Source organism: Burkholderia sp. AU4i (assembly GCF_000466765.1).
GTDB classification, from domain to species: domain Bacteria; phylum Pseudomonadota; class Gammaproteobacteria; order Burkholderiales; family Burkholderiaceae; genus Burkholderia; species Burkholderia cepacia.
Genome location: NZ_ASSI01000070.1, coordinates 1 through 24,318, shown reverse-complemented (window position 1 = coordinate 24,318; position 24,318 = coordinate 1). Strand labels below are relative to the sequence as shown.

At 67.7% G+C, this 24,318-nt stretch carries 24 protein-coding genes; 4 read left to right on the top strand and 20 right to left on the bottom strand.

All coding sequences use genetic code 11. The features are described 5' to 3' along the window. Positions 1-2: 2 nt before the first annotated feature. From L810_RS16620 to L810_RS16570, 12 genes are all read right to left on the bottom strand, one after another. Positions 3-1,154, bottom strand: a complete 1,152-nt coding sequence (locus tag L810_RS16620; RefSeq protein ID WP_021159436.1) for an acetyl-CoA C-acetyltransferase — start codon at positions 1,152-1,154, stop codon at positions 3-5. Then, on the bottom strand, positions 1,154-2,221 hold the full coding sequence (locus L810_RS16615) for an acyl-CoA dehydrogenase family protein (protein ID WP_021159435.1): 1,068 nt from the start codon (positions 2,219-2,221) through the stop codon (positions 1,154-1,156). The genes L810_RS16620 and L810_RS16615 overlap by 1 nt, the downstream gene beginning before the upstream one ends. A 36-nt stretch (positions 2,222-2,257) precedes the next feature. Continuing rightward, the gene (locus L810_RS16610; protein ID WP_021159434.1) at positions 2,258-3,427 is read right to left on the bottom strand and encodes an acyl-CoA dehydrogenase family protein; all 1,170 of its coding nucleotides are present in this window, start codon (positions 3,425-3,427) and stop codon (positions 2,258-2,260) included. After that, the gene (locus L810_RS16605) at positions 3,424-4,239 is read right to left on the bottom strand and encodes an enoyl-CoA hydratase family protein (RefSeq protein WP_021159433.1); all 816 of its coding nucleotides are present in this window, start codon (positions 4,237-4,239) and stop codon (positions 3,424-3,426) included. The genes L810_RS16610 and L810_RS16605 overlap by 4 nt, the downstream gene beginning before the upstream one ends. A gap of 19 nt (positions 4,240-4,258) precedes the next feature. After that, complete coding sequence (locus tag L810_RS16600; protein ID WP_021159432.1) at positions 4,259-5,359, bottom strand: NAD(P)H-dependent flavin oxidoreductase; 1,101 nt, start codon at positions 5,357-5,359, stop codon at positions 4,259-4,261. Then, entirely contained in the window at positions 5,356-6,276 is a 921-nt protein-coding gene (locus L810_RS16595; protein ID WP_021159431.1) for an enoyl-CoA hydratase, read from the bottom strand. Before L810_RS16595 ends, L810_RS16600 begins: the two co-directional genes overlap by 4 nt. Before the next feature lie 8 nt (positions 6,277-6,284). After that, positions 6,285-7,082: a CoA-transferase subunit beta gene (locus L810_RS16590; RefSeq protein ID WP_021159430.1), complete on the bottom strand. Its 798-nt coding sequence runs from the start codon at positions 7,080-7,082 to the stop codon at positions 6,285-6,287. A 10-nt stretch (positions 7,083-7,092) separates the two neighbouring features. Further along, complete coding sequence (locus tag L810_RS16585; RefSeq protein ID WP_042975012.1) at positions 7,093-7,986, bottom strand: CoA transferase subunit A; 894 nt, start codon at positions 7,984-7,986, stop codon at positions 7,093-7,095. A gap of 9 nt (positions 7,987-7,995) precedes the next feature. Further along, on the bottom strand, positions 7,996-8,892 hold the full coding sequence (locus L810_RS16580) for a VOC family protein (protein WP_021159428.1): 897 nt from the start codon (positions 8,890-8,892) through the stop codon (positions 7,996-7,998). Positions 8,893-9,091: 199 nt separating this feature from the next. Next, positions 9,092-9,508 (bottom strand): type II toxin-antitoxin system VapC family toxin, encoded by a 417-nt coding sequence (locus L810_RS16575; RefSeq protein ID WP_021159427.1) that lies wholly within the window; start codon positions 9,506-9,508, stop codon positions 9,092-9,094. Continuing rightward, entirely contained in the window at positions 9,495-9,731 is a 237-nt protein-coding gene (locus L810_RS45265; protein WP_021159426.1) for a FitA-like ribbon-helix-helix domain-containing protein, read from the bottom strand. The genes L810_RS16575 and L810_RS45265 overlap by 14 nt, the downstream gene beginning before the upstream one ends. 395 nt (positions 9,732-10,126) lie before the next feature. Beyond that, complete coding sequence (locus L810_RS16570; protein WP_042975010.1) at positions 10,127-10,804, bottom strand: hypothetical protein; 678 nt, start codon at positions 10,802-10,804, stop codon at positions 10,127-10,129. 781 nt (positions 10,805-11,585) lie between these two features. Between L810_RS16570 and L810_RS16565 the strand changes: the two genes are divergently transcribed. Both L810_RS16565 and L810_RS16560 read left to right on the top strand, forming a co-directional pair. Next, entirely contained in the window at positions 11,586-12,251 is a 666-nt protein-coding gene (locus tag L810_RS16565; protein ID WP_162175291.1) for a class I SAM-dependent methyltransferase, read from the top strand. A 296-nt stretch (positions 12,252-12,547) separates the two neighbouring features. Then, complete coding sequence (locus tag L810_RS16560) at positions 12,548-13,783, top strand: acyltransferase family protein (RefSeq protein ID WP_042975007.1); 1,236 nt, start codon at positions 12,548-12,550, stop codon at positions 13,781-13,783. Positions 13,784-13,851: 68 nt separating this feature from the next. Here L810_RS16560 and L810_RS16555 read toward each other — a convergent pair whose 3' ends face one another. The 7 genes from L810_RS16555 to L810_RS16525 all read right to left on the bottom strand — a co-directional run bounded on the left by L810_RS16555 (position 13,852) and on the right by L810_RS16525 (position 22,141). Then, complete coding sequence (locus L810_RS16555; protein WP_021159420.1) at positions 13,852-14,625, bottom strand: SDR family NAD(P)-dependent oxidoreductase; 774 nt, start codon at positions 14,623-14,625, stop codon at positions 13,852-13,854. 32 nt (positions 14,626-14,657) lie between these two features. Further along, a complete protein-coding gene (locus L810_RS16550; protein WP_021159419.1) occupies positions 14,658-16,244 on the bottom strand; it encodes a FadD3 family acyl-CoA ligase in 1,587 nt (528 codons plus the stop codon). 39 nt (positions 16,245-16,283) lie between these two features. Next, entirely contained in the window at positions 16,284-17,336 is a 1,053-nt protein-coding gene (locus tag L810_RS16545) for a ferredoxin--NADP reductase (RefSeq protein ID WP_021159418.1), read from the bottom strand. Positions 17,337-17,351: 15 nt separating this feature from the next. Then, positions 17,352-17,870: a flavin reductase family protein gene (locus L810_RS16540; RefSeq protein WP_021159417.1), complete on the bottom strand. Its 519-nt coding sequence runs from the start codon at positions 17,868-17,870 to the stop codon at positions 17,352-17,354. Further along, positions 17,867-19,627 (bottom strand): FAD-dependent oxidoreductase, encoded by a 1,761-nt coding sequence (locus L810_RS16535; protein WP_021159416.1) that lies wholly within the window; start codon positions 19,625-19,627, stop codon positions 17,867-17,869. Before L810_RS16535 ends, L810_RS16540 begins: the two co-directional genes overlap by 4 nt. Positions 19,628-19,637: 10 nt before the next feature. Beyond that, complete coding sequence (locus L810_RS16530) at positions 19,638-20,831, bottom strand: acyl-CoA dehydrogenase family protein (RefSeq protein WP_021159415.1); 1,194 nt, start codon at positions 20,829-20,831, stop codon at positions 19,638-19,640. A gap of 170 nt (positions 20,832-21,001) precedes the next feature. After that, positions 21,002-22,141, bottom strand: coding sequence for an LLM class flavin-dependent oxidoreductase (locus L810_RS16525; RefSeq protein ID WP_011355016.1), 1,140 nt, complete (start codon positions 22,139-22,141; stop codon positions 21,002-21,004). A 260-nt stretch (positions 22,142-22,401) separates the two neighbouring features. On the opposite strand from L810_RS16525, the gene L810_RS16520 reads away from it, so the two are divergent. Continuing rightward, on the top strand, positions 22,402-22,752 hold the full coding sequence (locus L810_RS16520) for a VOC family protein (RefSeq protein ID WP_011355015.1): 351 nt from the start codon (positions 22,402-22,404) through the stop codon (positions 22,750-22,752). 85 nt (positions 22,753-22,837) lie between these two features. Here the strand turns inward: L810_RS16520 and L810_RS16515 are convergent, their stop codons facing one another. Next, positions 22,838-23,698: a LysR family transcriptional regulator gene (locus L810_RS16515; protein WP_021159414.1), complete on the bottom strand. Its 861-nt coding sequence runs from the start codon at positions 23,696-23,698 to the stop codon at positions 22,838-22,840. A gap of 150 nt (positions 23,699-23,848) precedes the next feature. Here L810_RS16515 and L810_RS16510 point away from each other — a divergent pair. Further along, positions 23,849-24,318 (top strand): MFS transporter (locus L810_RS16510; protein ID WP_155836281.1); only part of this gene is annotated, 470 nt, incomplete at its 3' end.

The following is a 24,318-nucleotide window of genomic DNA, read 5'->3' as shown; positions in this document are numbered from 1 at the left end:
GCTCACAGGCGCTCGATGATCGTGACGTTCGCGAGGCCGCCGCCTTCGCACATCGTCTGCAATCCATAACGGCCGCCGGTGCGTTCCAGTTCGTGCAGCAGCGTCGTCATCAGCCGCGCGCCGGTCGCGCCGAGCGGATGGCCGAGCGCGATGCCGCCGCCGTTCGGGTTGGTCTTTTCATGCGGGAAACGCGTATCGGCCAGCCACGCCTGCGCGACCGACGCGAACGCCTCGTTCATCTCGACGACGTCGATCTGCGACCAGTCGAGCCCGCTCTTCTTCAACGCGGCCTTCGTCGCCGGGATCGGTGCGGTGAGCATCCACAGCGGATCGTCGCCCAGCACGCTCAGGTGATGGATGCGCGCGCGCGGCGTGAGGCCGTAGCGCTTCAACGCGTCCTCCGACACGATCAGCAGCGCGGCGGCCGCGTCGCAGGTCTGGCTCGCGACGGCGGCCGTCAGCGAGCCGCCCGGTGTCAGCGGCGTGAGCGTCGCCATCTTTTCCAGCGACGTGTCGGGGCGCGGCGTCTCGTCGTGCAGCACGCCTTCGAGCGGCACGATTTCCCGCTTGAAATGCCCGGCCTCGATCGCGGCGACCGCACGGCGATGGCTTTCGAGCGCATAGCGCTCCATTGCGTCGCGCGACAGGTTCCAGTGATCGGCGATCCGCTGCGCGGCGACGAACTGCGACACCGGCGCATCGCCGAAGCGCGCGCGCCAGCCGGTGCTGCCGGAGAACGGGTCGTCGAAGCCGAGCGGCGCCGCGCAGGTCATCGCGGACGAGATCGGGATCTGCGTCATCGTCTGCACGCCGCCCGCGACCACCACGTCCTGCACGCCGCTCATCACGGCCTGTGCGGCGAAATGCACGGCCTGCTGCGACGAGCCGCACTGGCGGTCGACCGTCACGCCCGGCACCTGCAGCGGCAACCCGGCCGCGAGCCAGCAGGTGCGCGCGATGTTGCCCGCAAGCGGGCCGATCGTGTCGACGCAGCCGAACACCACGTCGTCGTATTCGTCGGCGGGAATCGCGTTGCGCTCGACGAGCGTCTTCAGCACGAAGCCGCCGAGGTCGGCCGCATGCACGTGCGCGAGCCCGCCCTTGCGGCGGCCGGTCGGCGTGCGCAGCGCATCGACGATATAGGCTTGTCTCATCAGTTGGATTCCTCGAGGTCGAAGGTCTGCGCGGGGCCGATCGGCAACGCGTCGCCGAGGATCGCGTCGGCCACGCGGGCCTTGTGGAACGCGCTGTCGCCCCAGCTGCCGGAGAGCGCCCAGATGCGCTTCATGAAAATCTGCAGGTCGAGTTCCCACGTGTAGCCGATCGCCCCGTGCACCTGCATCGAGTTACGCGCGGCGAGCTGCGCGGCCGACGTCGCCGCGAGCTTCGCGTGGGACACGAACACCGCGCGCTGCGGGTGGTCGTCGGCGATCGCCTGCGCGGCGCGCGCGACCACCGGCCGCGCGAACTCGTAGCGGATCGCGACGTCGGCAAGCAGATGCTTGAGCGCCTGGTACGACCCGATCGCCTTGCCGAACTGCTTGCGCTGCGCGCTGTAGTCGATCGCGACGTCGAGCACGCGCTGCGTGAGGCCGAGCAGTTGCGCGGCGACCGCGAACGCGCCGTGGTCGAGCGCACGGTCCAGCAGCGGCGAGGCTTCGTCGGCGCCTGCGATGCGCGTGGCCGCCGACGGCTCCCAGTCGAGCGTGAACAGCCGCCGCGACGGGTCGACGCTGTCCACCGCGCGCCACGCGCACTGCGCGGGATCGACGCGGTGCAGCTCGCCACGGTGCTCGCACAGGAGCGCCTGCGCGACGTGCACGTCGGCCGCATACGGGTTCGCCGGATGCACGAGCGCGACGCGCGCGCGCCCTTCGGCGATGTCGCGCAGCAGCGCGTCGCGCCAGTCGCTCGCCGGCAGCCGCGCGAGCACGCCGGCCGAGACGAGCGCCGTGTCGAGCAGCGGCTCGGGGCTGCCGAAGTAACCGTAGGTCTGCGCGAGCAGCGCCCATTCCGCTTCGCTCAGGCCGAGGCCGCCGTGCGCCTCGGGCACCGACACGGCGGTCAGCCCCTGTGACGCGAACAGCGCCCACAGGTCGTCCGAACGCCCGGTCGGCGTGGCCCAGAGCTCGCGGATCAGCTCGGGCGTCATCTCGGTCATCAGCAGGCGCTTCACGCTGTCCGCGAGCGCTTCCTGGTCTTCATCGAATACGAAATCCATACGATGTCCGTTCAGTGAGGGGTGGCGCCGGCGCCGTCATGCGCGCGGCATGCCGAGCATCCGTTCGGCGACGATGTTCCGCTGGATCTCGTTGGTGCCCGCGTAGATCGTGCCGGCCTGCGCGAACAGGAAGCCGTCGAGCCAGTGGCCGAGCGTCGCGTGCTGCGCGGCCGTCTGCGGGACGACCTCGCCGTGCGCGCCGAGAATGTCGAGCGCGGTCTGGTGCATGCGCAGGTCGAGCTCCGACCAGAACACCTTGTTGGTGCTCGACTCCGCGCCGATATGGCCGCCCTTCAGCAACCGGCTCGCAGTCGCGTAGGTCGACAGCGCATACGCCTGCGCATCCATCCACGCCTGCACCACGCGCTCGCGCAGCGTCGGATCTCGATCCGCGCTGTCGCGATGGGCGAGATACAGGTCGCGCAGCGCCTGCGCGGTGCGCTGGAAGCGCGCGGGCGAACGCAGCATCAGCCCGCGCTCGAAGCCGGCCGTCGCCATCGCGACCTGCCAGCCCGCGCCTTCGGCCGCGAGCCGGTTCTCGACCGGCACGCGCACGTCGTCGAAGAAGATTTCCGCGAAGCCCGTCTGCCCGTTCAGTTGGCGGATCGGCCGCACCGTGATGCCCGGCGCGGACAGCGGCACCATCAGGAATGTGAGCCCGTGGTGGCGTGACGATTCCGGGTCGCTGCGGAACAGCCCGAACAGCCAGTCGGCCCACACCGCGCGCGTCGACCAGATCTTCTGGCCGTTCAACACGTATTCATCGCCGATCCGGGCGGCCGTCGTGCGGATCGCGGCCATGTCGGAACCTGCATTCGGCTCCGACCAGCCCTGCGCCCATACGTGCTCGCCGGCCGCCATCGCGGGCAGGAAACGCGCCTTCTGCTCCGCGGTGCCGAAATCCATCAGCGTCGGCCCGAGCAGGAAGATGCCGTTCTGGTTCACGCGCATCGGCGCGTCGGCACGCCAGTACTCTTCCTCGAAGATCAGCCACTCGATCAGGTCGCAGCCGCGCCCGCCCAGTTCGCGCGGCCACGTGACCATGCTCCAGCGGCCCGAGTGCAGCGTGCGCTCCCATTCGCGGTGCGCGGCGAAGCCTTCCTCGGTGTCGAAGCTCGGCAGCCGCTCGCGCGGCACGTGCGCGGCGAGCCATTCGCGGATCTCCGCGCGAAACGCCTGTTGCTGCGGCGTGTAGGTCAGGTTCATGCGCGTGCCTCCTCGGCGGCGGCCTGCGCATCGAAACGCGCGTCGCGCTTCTCGACGAACGCGGCGCGCGCTTCGGTCGAATCGTTCGTCATGTACGCCTGCAGCGTGAAGCCCTGCTCCCAGCGGTACTTGTCCTCGAGATCGCCGTCCTCGACGCCGTTCAGCGCCTCCTTCGCGAGCCGCACCATCGCCGGGCTCTTCTCCGCGATCTTGCGGGCGAGCGCGAGCGCCGCGTCGCGCAGCGTATCGCGCGTCACGACCTGCTCGACCGCACCGAGCCGGTACGCTTCGGCCGCATCGATCATCTCGCCGGTGAAATACATCGCGCGTACCTTCTGCACGCCGAACAGCCGCTGCAGGTGCGCGCCGCCGCCCATCGCGCCACGGTCGATCTCGGGCACGCCGAAGCGCGCGCAGTCGGCCGCGACGACGATGTCCGCCGCGCCGCAGATGCCGATCCCGCCGCCGAGCACGAAACCGTGCACGGCCGCGATCACCGGCTTCGGGTTGCGGTGCACCGCGCGGAACGTCTCGTAATTGCCCGCATTGACCGCCACGATCCGCTCCGGATGCGCGGCCAGCTCCTTGATGTCGACGCCCGCGCAGAAGCCGCGCCCCTCGCCGCGCACGACGATCACGCGGACCTCGTCGTCCTCGCCGAGCGCATCGAGCGCGCGGGAGAGCGCATGCCAGCCCTGCGCGTCGAGCGCGTTCACGGGCGGATGGGCGATCACCAGCTCGGCGATGCCGTCGGCGCGATCGATCCGGAACGGCATCGCGCCGGCCGGTTGGTTGGATCCTGTCATCTCCATTGCCTCCCTGTGATGTTGTTCATGCGGCCTGCGCTGCCGCCGTGCCGCGCAGCGCGGCCAGTGCGTCGAGTCGCTCGCCGGCTTCCGCGACGATCCGGGCGATCAGCGTGTCGCACGGTTCGATCGCGCCGATCATCGCGGCCGCCTGGCCGCTCGGCAGCACGCCTTCATCGGGGCGGCCCTCGACGATCGCGCGCTGGATCAGGAACGGCGCGTTCGCCGCCATCAGCGTCTGGCTCGCCGTGTAGTCGTGCGAGCGCAGCGCCTTGATCGCGAGGCCGAGCATGTCGCCCGTGCTCAGGCCGTTCTGGCGGCGCCATGCGTCGGCCGTCTTCAGCGCGAACAGCGTGCGGCGCAGCGGGCCGAAGCGCTCGAGCTTCAGCAGGTACGGGTTGTCGATCATTCGTTGCGGCAGCCCGTCGAGCGCATCCGACACGCGGATGCGCGCCGGGTCGCCGACCGCGACGTAGCGTTCGAGCGTCTCGCGCGGCACCGGCGATTCGGCGCTCATCAGGAAGCGCGTGCCCATCGCGATGCCGGCCGCGCCGTACGCGAGCGCGGCAGCCAGCCCGCGCCCGTCGAAGAACCCGCCGGCCGCGACCACCGGCACCCGCACCGCGTCGAGCACCTTCGGCAGCAGCAGCGTGGTCGGCACCGAGCCCGTGTGGCCGCCGCCTTCAGCGCCCTGCACCGTCACGATGTCCGCGCCGAGCTCGACCGCCTTCACCGCATGCTTCGGTGCGCCGACGGTCGGCATGCAGACGATGCCGGCGTCCTTGAAGCGGCGGATCGTCTTTGCATCCGGCCCGCGGCCGTAGCTCACCGCGCGCAGCCGGTGCCGAATGGCCAGCTCGACGACCTGCTGCGCGTTCTTCTGGAACATGTGGAAATTGATGCCGAACGGCTTGTCCGTCAGCGACTTCACTTTCAGGATCTCGGCCTCGACCTGCTCGGGTTCGAGCGTCGCGCCGGCCAGGAAGCCGAAGCCCCCGGCGTTGGCGGTCGCCGCGACGAGCCGCGCGTCGGCCACCCAGCCCATCGCGGTCTGCACGATCGGATAGCGGCAGCCGAGCAGCTCGCACAAAGGCGTATGCAGCGGGCTTTGAAGCGTCGTACTCATGCGGCCGCTCCGTTGACGGCGACCGGTGCGGACGCGTCGCCGCGATCAACGCCGTTCGGCTGACGCTGCGAACTGGCCATGCTGCGCGCGTCGTAGCCGCCGAGACGGTCGCCGCTCACGAGCTCGTTGTGCGCATGCGCGAAGTGATGCCACGCGAACGCCGCATCCATCGCCGCGCGCTTGCCCTGCAGTTCCTCGACGTGATTCAGTGCCTGCTTGGTCAGCGCGAGCCCGAGGCGCGGCATCGTCGCGACCTTCGCGGCGATCGCATAGGTCGCGTCGTGCAGCCGTTCGCGCGGCACGACGCGGTTGACCATCCCCATCTGGTACGCACGCTCGGCCGGCATCCGTTCGCCGAGGAACAGGAATTCCTTCGCGATGCGCGGGTTCAGTTCGTACGCATGCGCGAAATACTCGACGCCCGGAATCCCCATCCGCACGACCGGATCGGCAAAAAACGCATCCTCGGACGCGACGATCAGGTCGCACACCCACGCGAGCATCAGCCCGCCCGCGATGCATGCGCCCTGCACCATCGCGATCGTCGGCTTCGGCAGGTCGCGCCAGCGCCGGCACATCCCGAGGTAGACCTCCTGCTCGCGTGCATAGAGGAATTCGCCGCCGTCCTTGTCGACGTGGTCGTACCACAGCGATGCGCGATCGAACGACTCGTGGATGTCGCGGCCCGGCGTGCCGATATCGTGGCCCGCCGAGAAATGCTTGCCGGCGCCCGCGAGCACGATCGCCTTCACCGCGTCGTCGTGCGCCGCGCGCCGGAACGCCCCGTCGAGCGCATACGTCATCTTCGAGTTCTGCGCGTTGTGATACTCGGGGCGGTTCATCGTGATCGTCGCGATGCCGCCGTCGACCGCGTAGTCGACGACACCGTCGCCGAACGTCATCTGGGTCGCTTCCATGTGGGACCTCATCCCCGGCGCGGCGCCGGATTGTTGCGCACGATCGTCGCGCGCAGGTTGTGCGGATCGAGCGCGCGCACGATGCGCAGGTCGTCCGCGTTCGGCGCGGCCGTCGTGCCGAGCTCCGGATGCGCGATCAACGGGAAGCCCGTCGCGTCCTGCACCTCGTCGAAGCTCACGCCCGGGTGCAGCGAGCGCACGCGGATCGCGTGGTCGGGGCCGCCGAAATCCATCACGCACAGGTCGGTGACGATGCTGCGCAGGTCGACGAAGGTTTTCATCCCGGGCAACCGGCGCGCCGGGTTGTGGCCGACGGTGCACACCATGTCGACTTCGCCTTCGACGAACGTGCGCTTGCCGTGGCCGCTGACGAAGAACGAGTTCGCGTGGTTCGTCGTGTTGCCGGGGAAGCCGCGCGCGCCGAGCAGCTGGGTTTTCGGGCGCGCGTAGTCGTCGCCGAGCCACGAGATGTTGGCCTGGCCGAAACGGTCGATCTGCGTCGGCGTCACGAGCGCATGGCGGCGGCCGTGCCACAGGCAGTCGAACACGCGTTCGTAGGTCATCCAGCCGCTCGCCTTCACGCGGTAGCCGTCGGGGCGCGGGCCGAGCGGCACCGGCTCCTCGACGAGATACGCTTCGCCGTCGGTCAGCATCAGCCCGTTGTTGTACGCAAGCCGCGCGAGGCCGGCCGCGAGCCGCGGGCCTGTGCCGATGCCGGTCGCCAGCACTTCACCGTCGTCGCGCCAGAGTCGCGCGGACGCGACGATCATCAGTTCCGCGAGGGAATGGTCGAGAGATTCGCTCACAGGCGCTCCTTTACAGAATCGGCAACGGCAGCGTCGTCACGTGCGACAGCCCGCCGACGCCTTCGAGGTACTGGCGTTCGTCCTGGCCGACCACGTCGCGCAGGTACGCCGCCGTCTTCGCATCGTCTTCCGCACTGGCGCAATACGCGCGCAGGTGCGGCAGGTCCCAGCCGTAGGCCGGCCCGCACGACGTCGGGTGTGCGCCGCCCGGCGCGTGCACGACGCCGGTGACGAGCGAGCGCTCGAACGGATTGCGTTTCGCTGCGTCGAGGTCTTCGCTCGCGAGCGACGCGTCGACCGTTTCCGCCGACACGTAACAACGCTGCGCGGCACGTGCCATCCACGCGTCGAAGAACGGATCGGGGCCGTCGATACGCGTGTTGCCCATCCGGTCGGCCGCGTTCACGTGCAGCAGCGCGACGTCGAGGCCGATCGCCGGCATCGCGAGCAGCGTTTCGCCGTCGTCGTACGGCGACTGCACCGTGCGCAGTTGCGGCGCGTGATCGAGCAGCGCGGTGCCGAGCCCGGCACGCGTCGGCAGGAACGGCAGCCGGGCGGCGGCCGCGCGCAGGCCGAGCTGCAGCATCCCTTCGTCGAGTTCCAGCACGTCGATGCGGCCCTGTTCACGCGCACGGCGGAATTGCGGTTCGAGCGGGATCACATCGAGCGACACGAAGCCGAACACCACCTTGCGTACCTTGCCGGCCGCGCACAGCAGCCCGACATCGGCGCCGCCGTACGCGACGATCGTCAGGTCCTTCAGGTTCGAGCGCGCGATTTCGCGCACCAGCGCCATCGGCTTGCGCCGCGGCCCCCATCCGCCGATGCCGATCGTCATGCCGTCGGCGAGTTGCGCGACCACGTCGCGCGCGGACATCGTCTTGTCGAGAGGTTTCATCGTCATCGTGCTGGCTTACCGGTATCCGATGCTGAAATCGTGGCCCCACTGGCTCACCTTCGTGGCCTCGAACACCGCGTGCTTCGACCAGTCGACCGTGAGGCCGCCGAAGCCGTATTCGAGATCGAAGCCGCCGGGGGTCTTCATGTAGAAAGAGATCATCTGGTCGTTGCAGTGACGCCCGAGCGTCGCCGACATCTTCACGTCGTGCGCGGCGACGCGGTCGAGCGCGCGGCCGACTTCGTCCATCGAGTCGACTTCGGCCATCACGTGCACGCAGCCCGACGGCACGGCCATCTCGAACAGCGCGAGGCTGTGATGGCGCGCGTTGCGGCAGTGCATGAAGTGGATGCGCTTTTCGGGTTCGGCGGGATCGGGCGTGAATTTCACGCGATAAATATCGGACAGCTCGAAGCCGAGCACGCCGCGCACGAACGCGTCGGTCGCGTCGAACTGCGGCGCGGGCAGCACCGCGTGGCCGAGCCCCATGTCGCCGGTGACGAAGTGCGCAACGCCCAGCGGCGACACGAAACGGCGGAAATCGCAGCGCGCGCCCCAGTACAGCTCGTGGCGGTTGCCGGATGGGTCGGTGCACCACGCCATCGCCTGCACGCGGCGCAGCGCGGCTTCGGCGGGCGTCGCGCGGATCGGCTCGACGCCTGCCCGCTGCAGCACCGCAAGCGCGGCGTCGAACGCGGCGCCGTCGGGCAGTTCCCAGCCCGACGCGAAATAGCGGTCGGCCGAGCCGGGGACGATCACGTAGCGGAAATCGCGCTCGTCCATCTTCAGGTACAACGCACCGTCGGGCGCGTCGAGCGCCTGCATGCCCAGCACGTCTTCCGCGTAGCGGCGCCACGCATCGACGCGCGTCGCCTCGACGACGACATAGCCAAGCGCACGGACATCGATCATGTCGGCCTCCTCCTGGTTCAGAATCCGTTGTTCGTGAAAGGATTCTGGCCGGTCGGGGGTGGTGTTACATCGTCTGTTGGGACGAGAGGCGGCGGGGAATTGGAGCGGCGCGGACGCGCGCGGCGGCCCGGCGGAACGGGCCATGCCTGCGGAAGGAGACGGGGAGCCGGTACAGGTTGCCGCGACGCGGCAACCCGGATCAGTCGAACGGGTTCAGCAACCTGACGCCGGTGCGGGCGAAATCCGCGACGTTGCGCGTAACCACGGTGAGATCGTTGATCAGCGCGGTGGCCGCGATCAGCTTGTCGAGTTCGTGCGTCGGATCGGGCACGCGCAAATGCCCCCACGTCTGGCTGATCTCGATGTCGACCGGCAGGATGTTCGGTGCATAGCCGGCCAGGATCGTTGCCACCCAGGCCTCGAGCGCCGAGGCCTGGGGGTGATCGCCGCGATGACGGATCAGGTCGACGCCGCGGCGAAGTTCAGCAACTGTCACGACGGACAGGTAAAGCGGGCTGGCGTCCGCCGCGGCCTGCCGGAAGAACGCCCGCACGCCACGGTTGGTTCGCTTGCCCTTCCTGATTTCACTGATGACGTTGGTATCAATCAAATACACGCCTGGCCTCGCCGGAATCCTGAATACGTTGAAAATCCGCGTCTTCGCCGACATCGGGCATGCTCATCAGCACTTGCGCAAATGTCTTTCGCTTCGGCCTGCCGAGCGCATCGGCCAGAATGGCCCGATGTTCGGCCTCGGCACTCCGGCCATTTGCCGCAGCCCGCTCACGCAGGCTCTGAACGATATTGTCATCCACGTTACGTACCAGTAGATTTGCCATGGTTCCCTCCATCCAGATTGATATCAATGATAGCGCCATGACCGGGAATTGCAATCATTGCTATCATCGCCAGCAACGGAAGGAGGACGGTGGTCGGCGTCAGCGAACGGCAACGGGCCGCATGAACCCTTCGGCATGCGCCGCTCGCCAGACACGTCGAACTGCTGTTTGAAAGGTAAGCCGGATCGGAACGGCAGGAAAGACGGCCGATCGGCTATTCACGGATGAACGGCCTGCGCGGGCGCACGCCGGTCGATGCGGAACATCTGCATTCACCGACTCCGCGCACGGTGCTCGCGAGGGTCGTCGGCCCTCGCGTGCCGACATCCGTTGGCCCGGCCTGATCGGCGATGCAGGCCATTCCCCGCCCGGCACACGCAACGACGCCCCGCCGCTCAGAACCGATACGAAATCCCGATCTGCAACACCGGATACCACCGGTAGCGCGACATTACCTGCCGCAGCGAATCCAGCCCGCTCGCGGCCAGGATCTGGCTCTTCGCGGGCCCGGCCGCGGCCGCCAGTTCCGGCGACAGCGTGTACGAGCATTTCGGTATCCCGTACGCAACGCCGAGATCGGCGACGAATCCCAGCCCTTTCGACGCCGGCCGGTGCCCGTAGCCGATCCCGAAGTACGGCATCACGGTCGGATAGCGCGCTTCCGCGACCGCGTACATCCCCGGCATCGCCGGATAACGCTTGCCGCCGAACACATAAGTGCCATTGGTCGGCACCGATACGCCGCGAAGCTCGTCGTCGTTGAAGCGTAGCCCGAGCGTCGCGCGGAAGCCGCTGCCTCGCCACGGAAAGATGTCCGCGTACAAGCCGCCCTGGCGCAGCTTCAGGTCGTCCTGGTAGCGATTGCCGGCCACCGTGAAGTCATGCGAAAGATCGATTGCATTGAAATCCGCATGCGCACCTAGCATCGAATTGAAGCTCACGGCCGCGCCGATGCCGACGCCCTGCGTGCCGCCCTGCAGGTAGATTTCCTGCGCATGCGCACTCGCGGCGAACATCACCGCAACGAATGCCCATTGGTTCACTGTCGTTTTCACGGGCGCCTCCCCCGACATGTGCCGGGCGCGCCTCGCCAACGCATGCGGCCTGCGTCGCCATGCGTGATGCGAACCCCGGCACGACACCTTGCAAGCACGCTTGCTGTTCGACGGATCGGGAACACGTTGCCGATTCGCATGACCGATACGACATGCGCGGCAGGTACGCCGCGACAGGCGGCACCCGCGGCCCGATCCGATTCCCCGTTTGTTTCGATGTCGTTGCATGCCGCCGACGCGTTCGTCGTTCTCGCGAAATTCGTTTGCGCCAGCGGCACCGGGTCAACCGCAAGGCACGTGCCATGCGGCGCGAATCGAAGCGGGACAAGGGTCACCGCAAAACACGGAAGCTCACGCCGGTTCTAATCGGAGGAAATGTTTCAGGAACGCATCCTTATTCGGCAGACGATGCCGGAGCGTGCGATCCGGCGTGTCACGCATCGATGCCGCAACGCTCGTTGGTCAAGGCTGGACAGCCCTCAGCTCGTGTGAGTCGTCGTTGCAGTCAATCGTTAGTGGCGAAATGTATTGAAGAATGCGTTGCAAGGAAGTGACCTCGAGCCTTGGCACACGATGCAGATGCGTAATCGTCCGCGACGAGGCAGGGTGAATACGGATGCTCGCGCGTGCTGACTCCCTGGGTCACGCGAAAGGACCAGTTCGCGAATCGCAGTCCGATCGGTACGCCGCGCGAAATCGAAACACGGTACGGATTGTTGCGACGCCTGAATTTTCAGCATCCGAGACAACTTGCAATCGGATGATAGAATCGTCCGTCCATACCCTCTGGGCGGACACGATGCGAAAATTGCAGTGGTCTAGCGGAATCGATAACGAAATCGAATTCTGGGCAAAGTGGTTGGAGACGAAGGGCGGTGCATGGCCGGAAGACTTTCAGTTCCGTATCAACCCCGATACCGAAATACACGAATGGATCGCCGAGCTTCTGAACGGCATCCGGAACCCGAAGATCCTCGACGTAGGCGCCGGCCCGATGACGGTGCTTGGCAAGAAAATGAACGGCATACCGTTGAATATCACCGCGGTCGACGCGCTGGGCGACCTGTACAGCCGCCTGAACTTCCCCGCCGGGCTCCCTCTTATCAAAACCCGGCAGTGTGAAAGCGAATGCCTGACCTCGATGTTTCCGGAAAACACGTTCGACCTGACATATGCGAAGAACACGCTCGACCATAGCTACAATCCAGTCGAAGCCTTTCTGCAGATGATCGCCGTGACTAAACCCGGTGGCTACATTGCGACGGAGCACGCAGCGAACGAAGCGTTGGCCGAGAATTGGGAGGGGTTTCATCAATGGAACTTCCATGTTGAGGGCCGCGAATTCAAGATTTCAAATCGAAACGAGACCTTCAGTATCCATCGCGAGATAGAAGGTTTGGCAATGATCGAGACACTCTCGCCCGATCACGCCGCCTTTATCGGCTGCGTGATGCGCAAGCTCTGATCCACAATGCGAGTGCGGCCGGGCGTGTCGGGCACAATTTCAGATCGGTTCGCGACGTCACATCACGATCGTGTGTCCACCGACGCGCCCCATCAATCAAAGTCATGGCGCACCGATTGCGATGAGAAATCGTTATCGATCCCCGGCCAACATCGGCAACATTTCCCGATAGACAACCCCTCATTTGAGTCCGGAAATGAAAGCACGTGCCCCCTGCTTCGCCGTGCGTCCATAGCCCCCCAAAATACGCCAAGCGGTTGATATACACTTCGCCGTCCAACACACCCATTTCCTCGATGACGAAGTCTGCCCCGCACCTCGACAAACAGCGCGTATTCGGACTGGACGTACTGCGCGCACTCGCGGTTCTCCTCGTTCTGGCCAGCCATACTGTGGCGCACGGAACACCACCCGAGTGGCTGCGGTGGTATTTCTCGGCACAGGGAACCATCGGGGTCGAGATCTTTTACGTCCTAAGCGGGTTCCTGATCGGTAGCGTGCTGATTCAGTCCAGAAAAGCAGGCAAGCTCAAGGCACCTGGCGATATTCTTGATTTCTGGAAACGTCGCTGGGCTCGTACCCTCCCACTATATGGGTTCTTCCTGCTTGTCTATCTCCGCTTCGACTACCATGGACCGGCCTCTCTCGAGGTGGCGTGGCCGTTCTTCCTCTTCCTCCAGAATCTCGCGTGGCCGATAGCGCCGTTCTTCGAACACTCATGGAGCCTCGCCGTCGAGGAGTGGTTCTACCTGTTGCTTCCATGCGTGTTCCTCGCGGCGGCCGGCACATTGAAGTCGAATGGGCGTGCAATGCTCGCCACATGCGTCGCATTCCTAATTGTTCCTCTCGCCGCGAGAATCGTCTTTGGTTGGCATGCCCAATCACTATCGGATGTCGATCGCCATGTTCGGTCCATCGTTCTTTGCCGACTGGACTCCCTGTTCATCGGCGTGATCGCCGCCTACATCCGAATCGAGCAGCCGGAATGGTTCACACGTTCAGCATCAGCCTGGAAATATTCGATGCCGTTATTTATCGGATTCACGATCTATTTTTCGTGCGGTGCTCCGTATCTGGTTACCAGTGGAGTCGTGCGCACAATGGCTTACCCGATTCTGTCTGTCGTCATTGCCACGTTGCTTCCCGCGGCGATGACCGTTCATACATCGGGCAGCGCTCTGCTCGATCACTTCATCAGGTGGACCAGCCGGATTTCGTATTCCCTCTACCTAGGGCACATCTGCATGCTCACGCTGGTGCTCGCCATGTTCTCAAAATATGGATGGACAATCGACGGTCACCGCACGACGCTCATCTTTTACGCTACGCTTGCCGGCTGCTATTTCGTGTTTGCTCATCTGACGTACCAATTTGTGGAGCAGCCCTACATCCGGCTTCGCGACAGGATCATGGGGAACAGCGATGAACGAAGCGGAAATATCGCCGTGGCCGAAAGCACGGTTTGGTCGAGAAGCATGACGGACCGGTCGTCGGACGTGCTTTCGAAGCTGAATCGCATCGAGCATCGGTAGCGAAAATGTTCCACAGACGCGAAAGGCCAGCTCGCAGCAAACGGCTGTCCGAGGCCATCAATCCACCGCTACACCCCATACCCACCGGAAACATTCAACTGCTGCCCGGTAATGTAACCAGCCCGATCCGACGCCAGGAACACCGCCGCCCGCCCGACATCGTGCGCCTTCCCCCAGCGCTTGAGCGCGAGCATCTTCTGTGTCTCGTCGATCCACGCCTGGTCGAACTGCCCCTGTTCGAGCAGCACCGGAAACATCCCGGCCTCGATCACGCCGACCAGGATCGAATTCGCGCGAATGTCGTAGCGCCCTTCCTCGCGCGCCAGCCCTTTCACCAGCGCCTCGTTCGCCGCCTTGGGTGCGACCGACAGCCCGTCGCGGTCGGGCCAGCGCAGATGCCCGGCCGACCCGAGCGTCACGAACGATCCGCCTCCCGACGCACGGAAGTGCGGCAGCGCGGCCTTCGCCGCCACGAAGAAGCCGATTGTCTCGACGTCGATCGCGCGGCACCAGTCATCGTGTGTCATGTCGCCGATATGACGCTGGTTCACGAACGGCCCGGCCGCCCAGACCACCGTGTGCACGCGGCCATGCGCGCCGATCGCGGCCGCGAGCGCGGCGTCGACCTGTGCGGGATCGGTCACGTCCACGCAGTGCGTGGTGGCCGCGACACCCTCGCCGCGAATGTCGCGCGCGACCCGCTCGGCCACGTCGGCCTTGCTGCGGTAGCCCACCGCGACCGGCACGCCGGCCCGCGCGAACTCGAGCGCGACACCCTGCCCGATCCCGCCGCTGCCGCCGAACACCAGCACCGCACCCTGCGGAAATCCGTTGTCGTTCATGCGTTCATCCCGTTCGTGTACGGCGGCGGCGTTCAGGCCGCCGCCTCGGTCCCCGCCCGCAGGCGGTACTTCAGCACCTTCCCGGCCGCACTCGTCGGCAGTTGCCCGACGAACGTGAAATAGCGCGGCACCTTGTAGTTCGCCATGTTGCGGCGCGCCCAGTCATTCAGTTCGTCGGCGTCGGCATGCGCGCCCGGCCGCAGCACGACATACGCGTGCCCGACCTCGCCGAGCCGCGTATCGGGCACGCCGACCAGCGCGACCTGCGCAATCGCCGGATGCGCGGCGAGCAGCCGCTCGATCTCGGCCGGATAGCAGTTGAAGCCGCCGACGATGAACATGTCCTTGATGCGGTCGGTGATCTTCAGGTTGCCGTTCGCGTCGACGCAGCCGAGATCGCCCGTATGCAGCCAGCCATCGGGATCGACGGTTTCGCGCGTCGCGTCCGGCTGGTTGAAATAGCCGCGCATCACGTTGTAGCCGCGCACCCAGATCTCGCCGGTCTCATCCGGCCCGAGCGGCGCGCCGCCCGGCCCCGCGATGCGTAATTCGACACCCGGCATCGGCCGGCCGGACGTACAGGCGACCGTCTGCGCATCGTCGCCTTGACGGCACAGCGTCGCGAAGCCGCACGATTCGGTCAGCCCGTAGCCGGTCAGCACCGTCTCGAAGCCGAGCTCGGCGCGCATCCGTTCGATCAGGCTCGGGGCGATCGCCGCCGCGCCCGTGACCGCGATCCGCAGCGACGACAGGTCGTGCGTCGCCCGATCGGGCGCGTCGAGCAGCGCGTAGTACAGCGTCGGCGGGCCGGGCAGCACCGATATGCGGTCGAGGGCAACGCGCCGCAGCACGTCGGCCGGCTGGAACACGAGATGCGGCAGCACGGTCGCACCGCTCGACAGCGCGGCGAGCCAGCCCGCCTTGTAGCCGAACGTGTGGAAGAACGGATTGACGATCAGGTAGCGGTCGTCAGGACGCACGCCGGCGATCGCCGCCCATGCCTGCGCGGCGCGCAGGTTCTGGCCGTGCGCGGTCATCACGCCCTTCGGGCGGCCCGTCGTGCCGGACGTGAACATCAGGTCCATCACGGTGTCGGGCGTCACTTGTGCCTCGCGTTCGCGCACCGCGTCCAGCGGCACCTCGGCGCCGCGCGCGAGGAACGCGTTCCAGGTCTCGTCATGCGCGCCGCGCGGCGGTTCGCCATCGAACACGACGACACGTTCGACCGTCGCGGGGCGGTGCGGCGCGAGCATCGCCGGATAGGATTCGCCGAGGAACGTGCCGCAGCAGAACAGCAGCCGCGCGCCGCCGTCGTGCAGGATGCCGCCCACCTCCATCCCCTTCATCCGCGTGTTGACCGGCACGAGAATCGCGCCGACGGTGTGGATCGCCAGCGCCGCGACGATCCATTGCGGCAGGTTCGGCGCCCACACGGCGATGCGGTCGCCGGCCTCGATGCCGCTCGCGAGCAGCGCGCGAGCCGCGTCGAGGCGGGCCGTGTCGAGTTCCGCGTAGGTCAGCCGGCCGTGCTCCGACTCGATCGCCGGATGCGCGCCGTGGCGCGCGGCTGCCCGCGCGATCAGCGCGGGCGTGGTCAGGATTTCGTTGTCCATCGTCATAGATCAGGGTGGCCGTGCGCGCCGCCGGCGCGCGTCGGCTCAGTCGGGAAACACCACGCGCAGTGCATCGCTCGCGGGCCGTGCGCAACAGGCGAGCGTCCAGCCGGCCGCGATCTCGTCGTCGTCGAGCACGTGGTTGCTGTCGAGCGCGACCTCGCCGCGCTCGATCCGGCACATGCACGCGCCGCATTGCCCCATCCGGCAGGAATTCGGCGCCGGCACACCCGCGCGCAGCATCGCGTCGAGCAGCGTTTCGCCGGGCGCGCTGTCGAACGCGAACGCGTCGCCGTCGAGCACCGTCTCGATCGCCGCACCGTCGCCGGGCGACAAGGTTGCCGCCGTAGTCGCTGTAGTCGCCGTAGCCGCGGCCTGCGCCGGTGCATCGGGCAACGACGCGAACCGCTCGACATGCACGCGCGCACGCGGCAGCCCGAGGCCGAGCATCGCGGCCAGCGCGTTCTCCATGAACAGCGCGGGTCCGCAGATGAACGTCTCCTGCCGGCTGAACGGCCGCGCGAGTTCCTCGAGATGGCGCTGCTGCGGAATGCCCTGCACGCTGTCGAGCCAGTGGATCACACGCACGCGCCCCGGATGGCGCTGCGCGAGCTGCTGAAGTTCGTCGCGGAAAATCACCGAGCGCTCGTCGCGGTTCGCGTAGATCAGCGTCAGCATCCCGCGCCCGTGCACGAGCGCCGATTTCAGGATCGACAGCACGGGCGTGATGCCGCTGCCGCCCGCGAACAGCAGCAGGTCGCCGTCGAGTGCGCGCGGCGTGAACACGCCGGCCGGCGGCAGCACCTCGAGCGTGTCGCCCGCCTGCACGCGGTCGCACAGCCAGTTCGATGCCCGGCCGTCGCGCACGCGCTTGACGGTGATCTTCGGCGCGGCGTCGATGCCGGGCGCACTCGACAGCGAATAGCAGCGCGCAACGGCCGCGTCCGCGCACGGCACGTTCAGCGTCAGGAACTGCCCGGGCCGGTACGCGAATGCGTCGCGCAACGCGGCCGGCACGTCGAACACGAACGAGCACGCGTCGTCGCTTTCGGCAATCACTTCGGCGACGGTCAGCCGATGGAAGCGCGAATCGCTCATCGCCGGCTCCTCACGTCACGCGGCCGCACGGGCCACCGGCGCGCCGGGCGTCGTGTAGGCGCCGTCGAGATAGACGAGCGGATCGACGTCGCCGCACATCAGCACCTCGCGAATGCGCCCGATGAACACCGTATGCGTGCCGTATTCGAAGCGGCCGTCCTGCTCGCATACGAGGCTCGCCTGCGAATCGCGCAGATACGGCACGCCGTGCGGCGACGTGTGCCAGTCGCCGGTCGTGAAGCGCGCTTCGCCCTTCAGCCGGCCGCTGCAGTCGATCGCGATGCCTTCGTGACGGGCCGACAGCACGTTCACGCAGAACGGGGCGCCCGCATCGAGCGGCGGATACAGCGACGCGGTGCGGTTGATGCAGATCAGCAGCGAAGGCGGATCGGTCGACAGCGAGTCGACCGCCGTCGCGGACATCGAGTAGCGCCGGCCGTCGTGCGCGCTGCTGATGACCGTGACGGAGCGCGCGAGGCGGCGCATCGCGAGCAGCATGTCGGTGCGCAGCGGATGGGGGGTGAGATCGCTCATCTTTGGACTCCGTCAAGTTCAGTCGTGGATGGCCGGGCCGGCTGGCCGCCGGCGTCGGCCGCGTGCGCGGCCAGGTGATCGGCGGCGATGAAACCGAAGGTCATCGCCGGGCCGAGCGTCGAGCCCGCGCCGGGGTAGCTCGCGCCCATCATCGACGCGCTGGTGTTGCCGATCGCGTAAAGGCCGGCGATCGGCTCGCCGTCGGCGCGCAGCACGCGGGCCAGCGCGTCGGTGACGAGCCCGCCCTTCGTGCCGATGTCGCCCGCGTCGATCCGCACCGCATAGAACGGCGCCTGATCGACCGGCCCGAGGCACGGGTTCGGCTCGTTCCGTGGATCGCCGTAGTACGTGTCGAACGCGTTGTCGCCCTTGCCGAACGCCTCGTCGATTCCGGTCGCCGCGTAGCGCGCCATGTCGCGCAGCGTGTCGTGCAGCCCGGCCGCGTCGACGCCGATGCGCGCGGCCAGCGCGTCGATCGTGTCGGCCTTCACGAGCACGTCGCGAAACGCCGCCGGAATCCGCGCATCGGGCATCATCGACGCCGGCATGATCGGCCCGCACGGATACTTGCGCCGAAACCGCGCGTCGAACACCATCCATGCAGGCACGCTCGCACCGGTGCGCGCATGGTCGCGATACATCGCTGGCACGAATTCGGAATACGGCGCGGCTTCGTTGACGAAGCGCTTGCCGAGGCTGTTGACGATCACGCAGCCCGGCAGGTTGCGCTCGACGAACAGCGCGCGCTGTTTCTCCTCGCCGGCGACCCCGACCGTCGGTGCGCCCCACACGTGCTCCATCAACGCCAGCGCGCCGCCGAGCCGATGGCCTTCGGCGATCGCATCGCCGGTGTTGGCAGGCGGCGTCGCGCTCCACTGCGCCTGCGTCGGCTGCGGCAGATAGCGTTCGCGCATCGGCTGGTTACGCTCGAAACCGCCTGCGCCGAGGATCACGCCGCGTCGCGCGGCGATCGTCACGGGCTGCCCGAAACGCTGCGCGCGCACGCCCGTCACGCGGCCGTCCACGTCGAGCAGGTCGCGCATCGGCGTGTCGAGCCACACCGGCACGTTGCGCTCGAGCAGCGCGCGGCGCAGCCCGCCGATCAGCGCGTTGCCGAGCGTCAGGCGCCGGTCGCGCCGCGTGCGGCGGCGCATCCCGATATCGAGCCAGTAACGGCCGAACTGTGCGATCGCGAGCTTCATGAAGCCGGGCCCGCGCGAGAACAGCGTGTGCGCTTCCTTCGACGTCACCGCCACGCGCCCGCCGATCAGCGTGCCGGGCGACGGCGGCCGCAGCCGGTCGAGCTCGTCGCCGAGCAGCGCGCCGTCGAACGGCAGCGGATCGAGCGCGCGATAACCCGGCATCGCGCCCGGCACCTTCTGGAAATAGTCCGCGTACTTCGGCAGCGACTGGTAGCGCACCGGGGTCTTCGATTCGAGGTAGCGCAGCATCTCCGGCGCGCGGTCGAGATACGTGTCGAGCTTCTCGGGTGTCGACGCGCCGGCCACGCAGGCTTCGATGTAGCCGCGCGCGGCCTCGCGCGAATCGGTCGCGCCCAGCTCGGCGATGTGGTGGTTGCACGGCACCCAGATCCCGCCGCCCGACACGGCCGACGTGCCGCCGTACAGCGCCGTCTTCTCGATCACGACGACGGACAGGCCGCGGTCGGCCGCGCGGCACGCGGCGAGCAGCGCGCCCGCGCCCGAACCGACGACCACCACGTCGAACACGTATTGCTGTGCTTGCGGGTCGTTCATCGCGTCTCCGTCAGATGAAGAAGTCGGTGTTCTCGCGGCCGAGCATCACGGCGCCGAGGTTCTGGCCGAAACGGTCCACATTGTTCGCGTAATGCGCGCGGGCCGCATGCAGGTCGAGAAAGCGGCGCACCAGCGGATTGCGATGATAGATGCCGTTGCCGCCCGCGTAGCGCAGCAGCGCGTTCGCCGCCTGCGCGCAGCGCTCGGCGACCTGCGCGGACTGGTAGCGGAAATGCACGCGGCGCTCGATCGACACGGCCGGACCGCCCGTCACCGACGCCATCAGTTCCGCGAAATTGCGCCTGAGCAGCACCTTCATCTCGTCGATCGCGACGGCCGCGTTCGCGCACGCGTTCTGCGCGCCCGGATCGTCGGTCGTCTTCGCGCCGCTGTTGGCCGATACGCGCGTGGCCGCATAACCGGTGAAATCGTCGAGCGCGCCCTGCAGCGCGCCGATGCACGACGTGCACACGGCGCGCACGAAAATTTGCGCGAACGGCAGCCTGAACAGCGGCGCGTCATTGACGGCCAGGCCCGGGCTCGTGCCCATCATCCCGTCGATGGCCTTGTGCGTGCGGTACGCGGGCACGAACACGTCGTCGACGACGATGTCGTGGCTGCCCGTCGCGCGCAGGCCGAGCACGTCCCAGTCCTGCTCGATCCGGTAATCGGATTTCGGCAGCAGGAAGGTGCGGTATTCGGGCGGCTGGCCGGCCTCGGCCGGCGGCGCCAGCGCGCCGAGGAACACCCATTCGCACAGTTCGCTGCCGCTCGAGAACTTCCAGTGGCCCGACAGGCGAAAGCCGCCGTCGACCGGCGTGACGCGGCCGACCGGCATGTAGGTCGACGCGATCAGCGTCGCCGGGTCGTTGCCCCACACGTCCTGCTGCGCGCGCTCGTCGAACAGCGCGAGCTGCCAGTTGTGCACGCCGACGACGCCGTACACCCACGCGGTCGACATGCAGCCGCGCGCGAGTGCCATCTGGATGTCGAAGAAGGCCTGCGGATCGAGCTCGTAGCCGCCGTAGCGCTTCGGCTGCAGCACCTTGAAGAAACCGGCGGCCTGCATGTCGGCGATCGTCTCGGCCGGGATGCGGCCCAGCGCTTCCGCCTGCGCGGCGCGGCCGGCCAGCGTCGGCGCCAGCGCCTCGGCCCGGGCGACCAGCGTGGCGGCCAATGCGTTCGAATCGTTGTCGCGATGCACGAATGTCTCCTGTGGAACGGGGCATGCGCCGCGGCGCCCGCCCCGCTCTCGTTCATGGTTGTTCTGCGCGGCCTGGCCGCGGGCGATGCTCGCCACCACCGATGGTCGGCTTCGCGCGACCGCGCCGCATCGTCCGACCGGACGGGACGACGGGCGCGGCCCGCCCCGCCTTACGCGCAGGCCCGCTCCTTCTCCTTGTTGAAGAACGGGATCACGTGCTCGCCGATATTGCGGATCGTCTCCATCTGCGCTTCGTGCGGCACCGTGCCCATCTGGCACAGGAACAGCACTTCGTCCACGCCGGCTTCCTGCAGGCGGCCGACATAGCCGATGCAGTCGTCCACCGTGCCGTACGCGTGGTTCGGGTTCATCATCGCGAGCGCCGGATCGGCGAAGTTCACGACGACTTCCTCCGACGCGAAGCGCGAGCGGATCACCATCTCGCCGGTGTCGGCCTGCACGAGGTCGTCGCCCCACTTCGCCGGGTCCGGACGCTCGCCGCCCGTGTACCAGTACGCGAGCGATTCCATGAAGTAGCGCTGGCCGCGGATGCCGATCTTGCGGGCGGCCTGGCCGTCGGCCATCACGACCGTCGGGCACAGCGCCGCGAGGTGCTGGGTCGGGCGGAAGCCGACCTGGTCTTCCGGCTTGCGGTTCGCCCACGCTTCGCGATACACGGCGTTCTTCTTCGCGACTTCATCGGGGCCGCCGAAACCGAGCACCAGCGCGCCCATCCCGCGCTGGCCGGCGCGCAGCAGCGCGTCGGTGTTGGTGCACGCGAGGTACATCGGCGGGTGCGGATCCTGGAACGGCTTCGGGTGGATCGGACGCTTCGGGATCTTGATGTACTTGCCGTCGTGCTCGATCTCGTCCTGCACGAACATCTTCGGCACGAGGTACATCGATTCGTCGATCATCGGCTGCAGCTCGTTGAGGTCGTAGCCGAACGCGCCGGCTTCCTGCTGGCTCCCGCCCTTGCCGACACCGAAATGCACGCGGCCGCCCGACAGGATGTCGAGCAGCGCGACGCGCTCGGCGACCTTGATCGGGTGGTTCATCGCGGGCGGCAGGCACACGACGCCGTGGCCGAGGCCGATGCGCGTCGTGCGGCCGGCCAGGTACGCAAGGAAGGTTTCCGGCGCGCTCATGTGCGCATAGTTGGTCAGCGACGTGTGCTCGACGCACCAGATCGTGTCGAAGCCGACCTGCTCGGCGAGCAGCGCCTGTTCGACCGTCTCCTTGAACACCCGGTGGTCGCCCTCGCGCGATGCGTCGGTGGTCTGGGCTTCGTAGATGAGGGAAAACTTCATTGCGTGCGTCTCCATGTATGTTGGACGAGTCGGGGTCGCGCAGCCCGCCCGCACGATACGGACGAATAGCGACGGTCCACGGATGGGAGTGTCGGCGCGCGGCCGGGCGCGGGCATCGTCTGTTCGGAGTATCGGCACGCGTGCGGGGACAGAGGGGTTTCACGGTCATCCGATCGGACTGCGTGAGCGCGCGAACGGCGCGCTAGCATCGAACGGCGGCACGTTGCACGCCGCCCACATCAAGACAAGGGAGATCCGGGATGAAGGTATCGATGCTGCTGTATCCCGTCGACGACATCGACACGGCGCTGCCGCTGTTCGTCGACGGGCTGGGCCTGAACGTGAAGTTCCGCGACGGCGATCGTTATTGCGCGCTCGACGGCGGCCCGCTGACGATCGCGCTGGTCGCGGGCGACGAGCAGATCGTCGAGCGCGCGGCGCTCACGCTGCGCGTCGACGAGGACGACGACCTGTATGCGGCGATGGCGCGGGTCGTGAAGGCCGGCGCGTCGGTGCGCGTGCCCGTGCAGGCCGGGCCGCACGAATACCGCGCGGTGCTGGAGGACAAGAACGGCGCGCTGCTGGTGATTTCGCAGAAGCGGGCCGCATGACGGTCGCATGATGGCCGCGTGACGGAGCGCATCACATCGCGTTGAGCGGGCGCCGGAACCGGGCGCGTCGCGCGTGGCGAGCCCGTTACGCGTTCGCGCCCGGTGTGCTCAGGTCGCTCGCTTCCAGCAATTCGAGCAACGTGCGCGCCGGCTGGCTGAGCCGCTTCGCGGCCAGTGCGATGAATTCGATGTCGGGCAGCACGGGCAGCGCGCCGCCGTTGACCAGCGGCGCCAGCCCGCCCGTCGACAAATAGTGCGACGTCGCGGTCAAGCCGAGCCCCGCGCGCGCGGCCGCGATGCAGCCCGGCTGGCTGCTGCTCGAGCACACGACTTCCCAGCCGATGCCCTTCTCGGCGAGCGCGTTCAGGACGATCGCGCGCGTCACGCTCGGCTCGGCGACCAGCACGAGCGGCAGCGGCCGCTCCGGATCGACGACGGTGCCGGGCCGCGCGACCCACTCGAGCCGCGTGCGCAGGAGCGGCGTGCCGCGCCGCTCGCCGAGCCGCCGCTTGCCGATCATCAGGTCGAGCGCCCCCGCGTCCAGCCCTTCGTAGAGCCGGCTCGTCATGCCGGTGGTGATCTCCAGCGCGACGTCCGGGTGTGCGGCGCGAAACCCGGCCAGCACGTCAGGCAACGCGACGAGCGCGAGATCGTCTGGCGCGCCGAGCCGCACCAGGCCCTGCAGCCTCGGCTTGCGGAATTGCGATTCCGCGCGGTTCAGCGCCTGCAGGATCACGTTCGCATGCACGAGCAGCGCCTCGCCATCGGCCGTCATCGCGATCGAATGGGTGTCGCGCACGAACAGACGCCGCCCGACGCTTTCCTCGAGACGACGGATGTGTTCGCTGACGCTCGACTGGTTGAGCCCGAGCTGCCGGCCCGCTTCGGTGAAGCTGCGGCAGTTCGTGACGGTCGCGAACGTCTTGAGCCAGACGGGATTGAGCATCCCGCATTGTCATCGTTGTTTCCGATGACAGTCAACATCATCAGGCAGCTTCCCGATGATCGCCGGAATCGGTACCATCGTGCGCTTGAAGACCGGCTGGTGCCGTGCCGACGCGCCGCCCGCGCCGGCCTTTGCACCATCGAATTCGCCATGTCCCGGGAACCCACACACTCCGCGCTGCTCTGGATCGTCGCCGCTGCGTTCTTCATGCAGTCGCTCGACACGACGATCGTCAACACCGCCCTGCCTTCGATCGCGCAAAGCCTGCACGCGTCGCCGCTCGCGATGCAGCCCGTCGTGGTCGTCTATACGCTGACGATGGCGATGCTCACGCCGGCGTCCGGCTGGCTGGCCGACCGGTTCGGCACGCGCCGCGTGTTCTCGATTGCGATTCTCGTGTTCGTGCTCGCATCGATCGCCTGCGCGGCGTCGCATACGCTCGGCCAGCTCGTCGCCGCGCGCGCGCTGCAGGGCATCGGCGGCTCGATGCTGCTGCCGATCGGGCGGCTCGCCGTGCTGCGGCGCGTGCCGGGCGAACAGTACGTCGCGGCGATCGCGTTCGTGTCGACCGCAGGCCAGCTCGGCCCGATCGTCGGGCCGACGCTCGGCGGCTGGCTCAC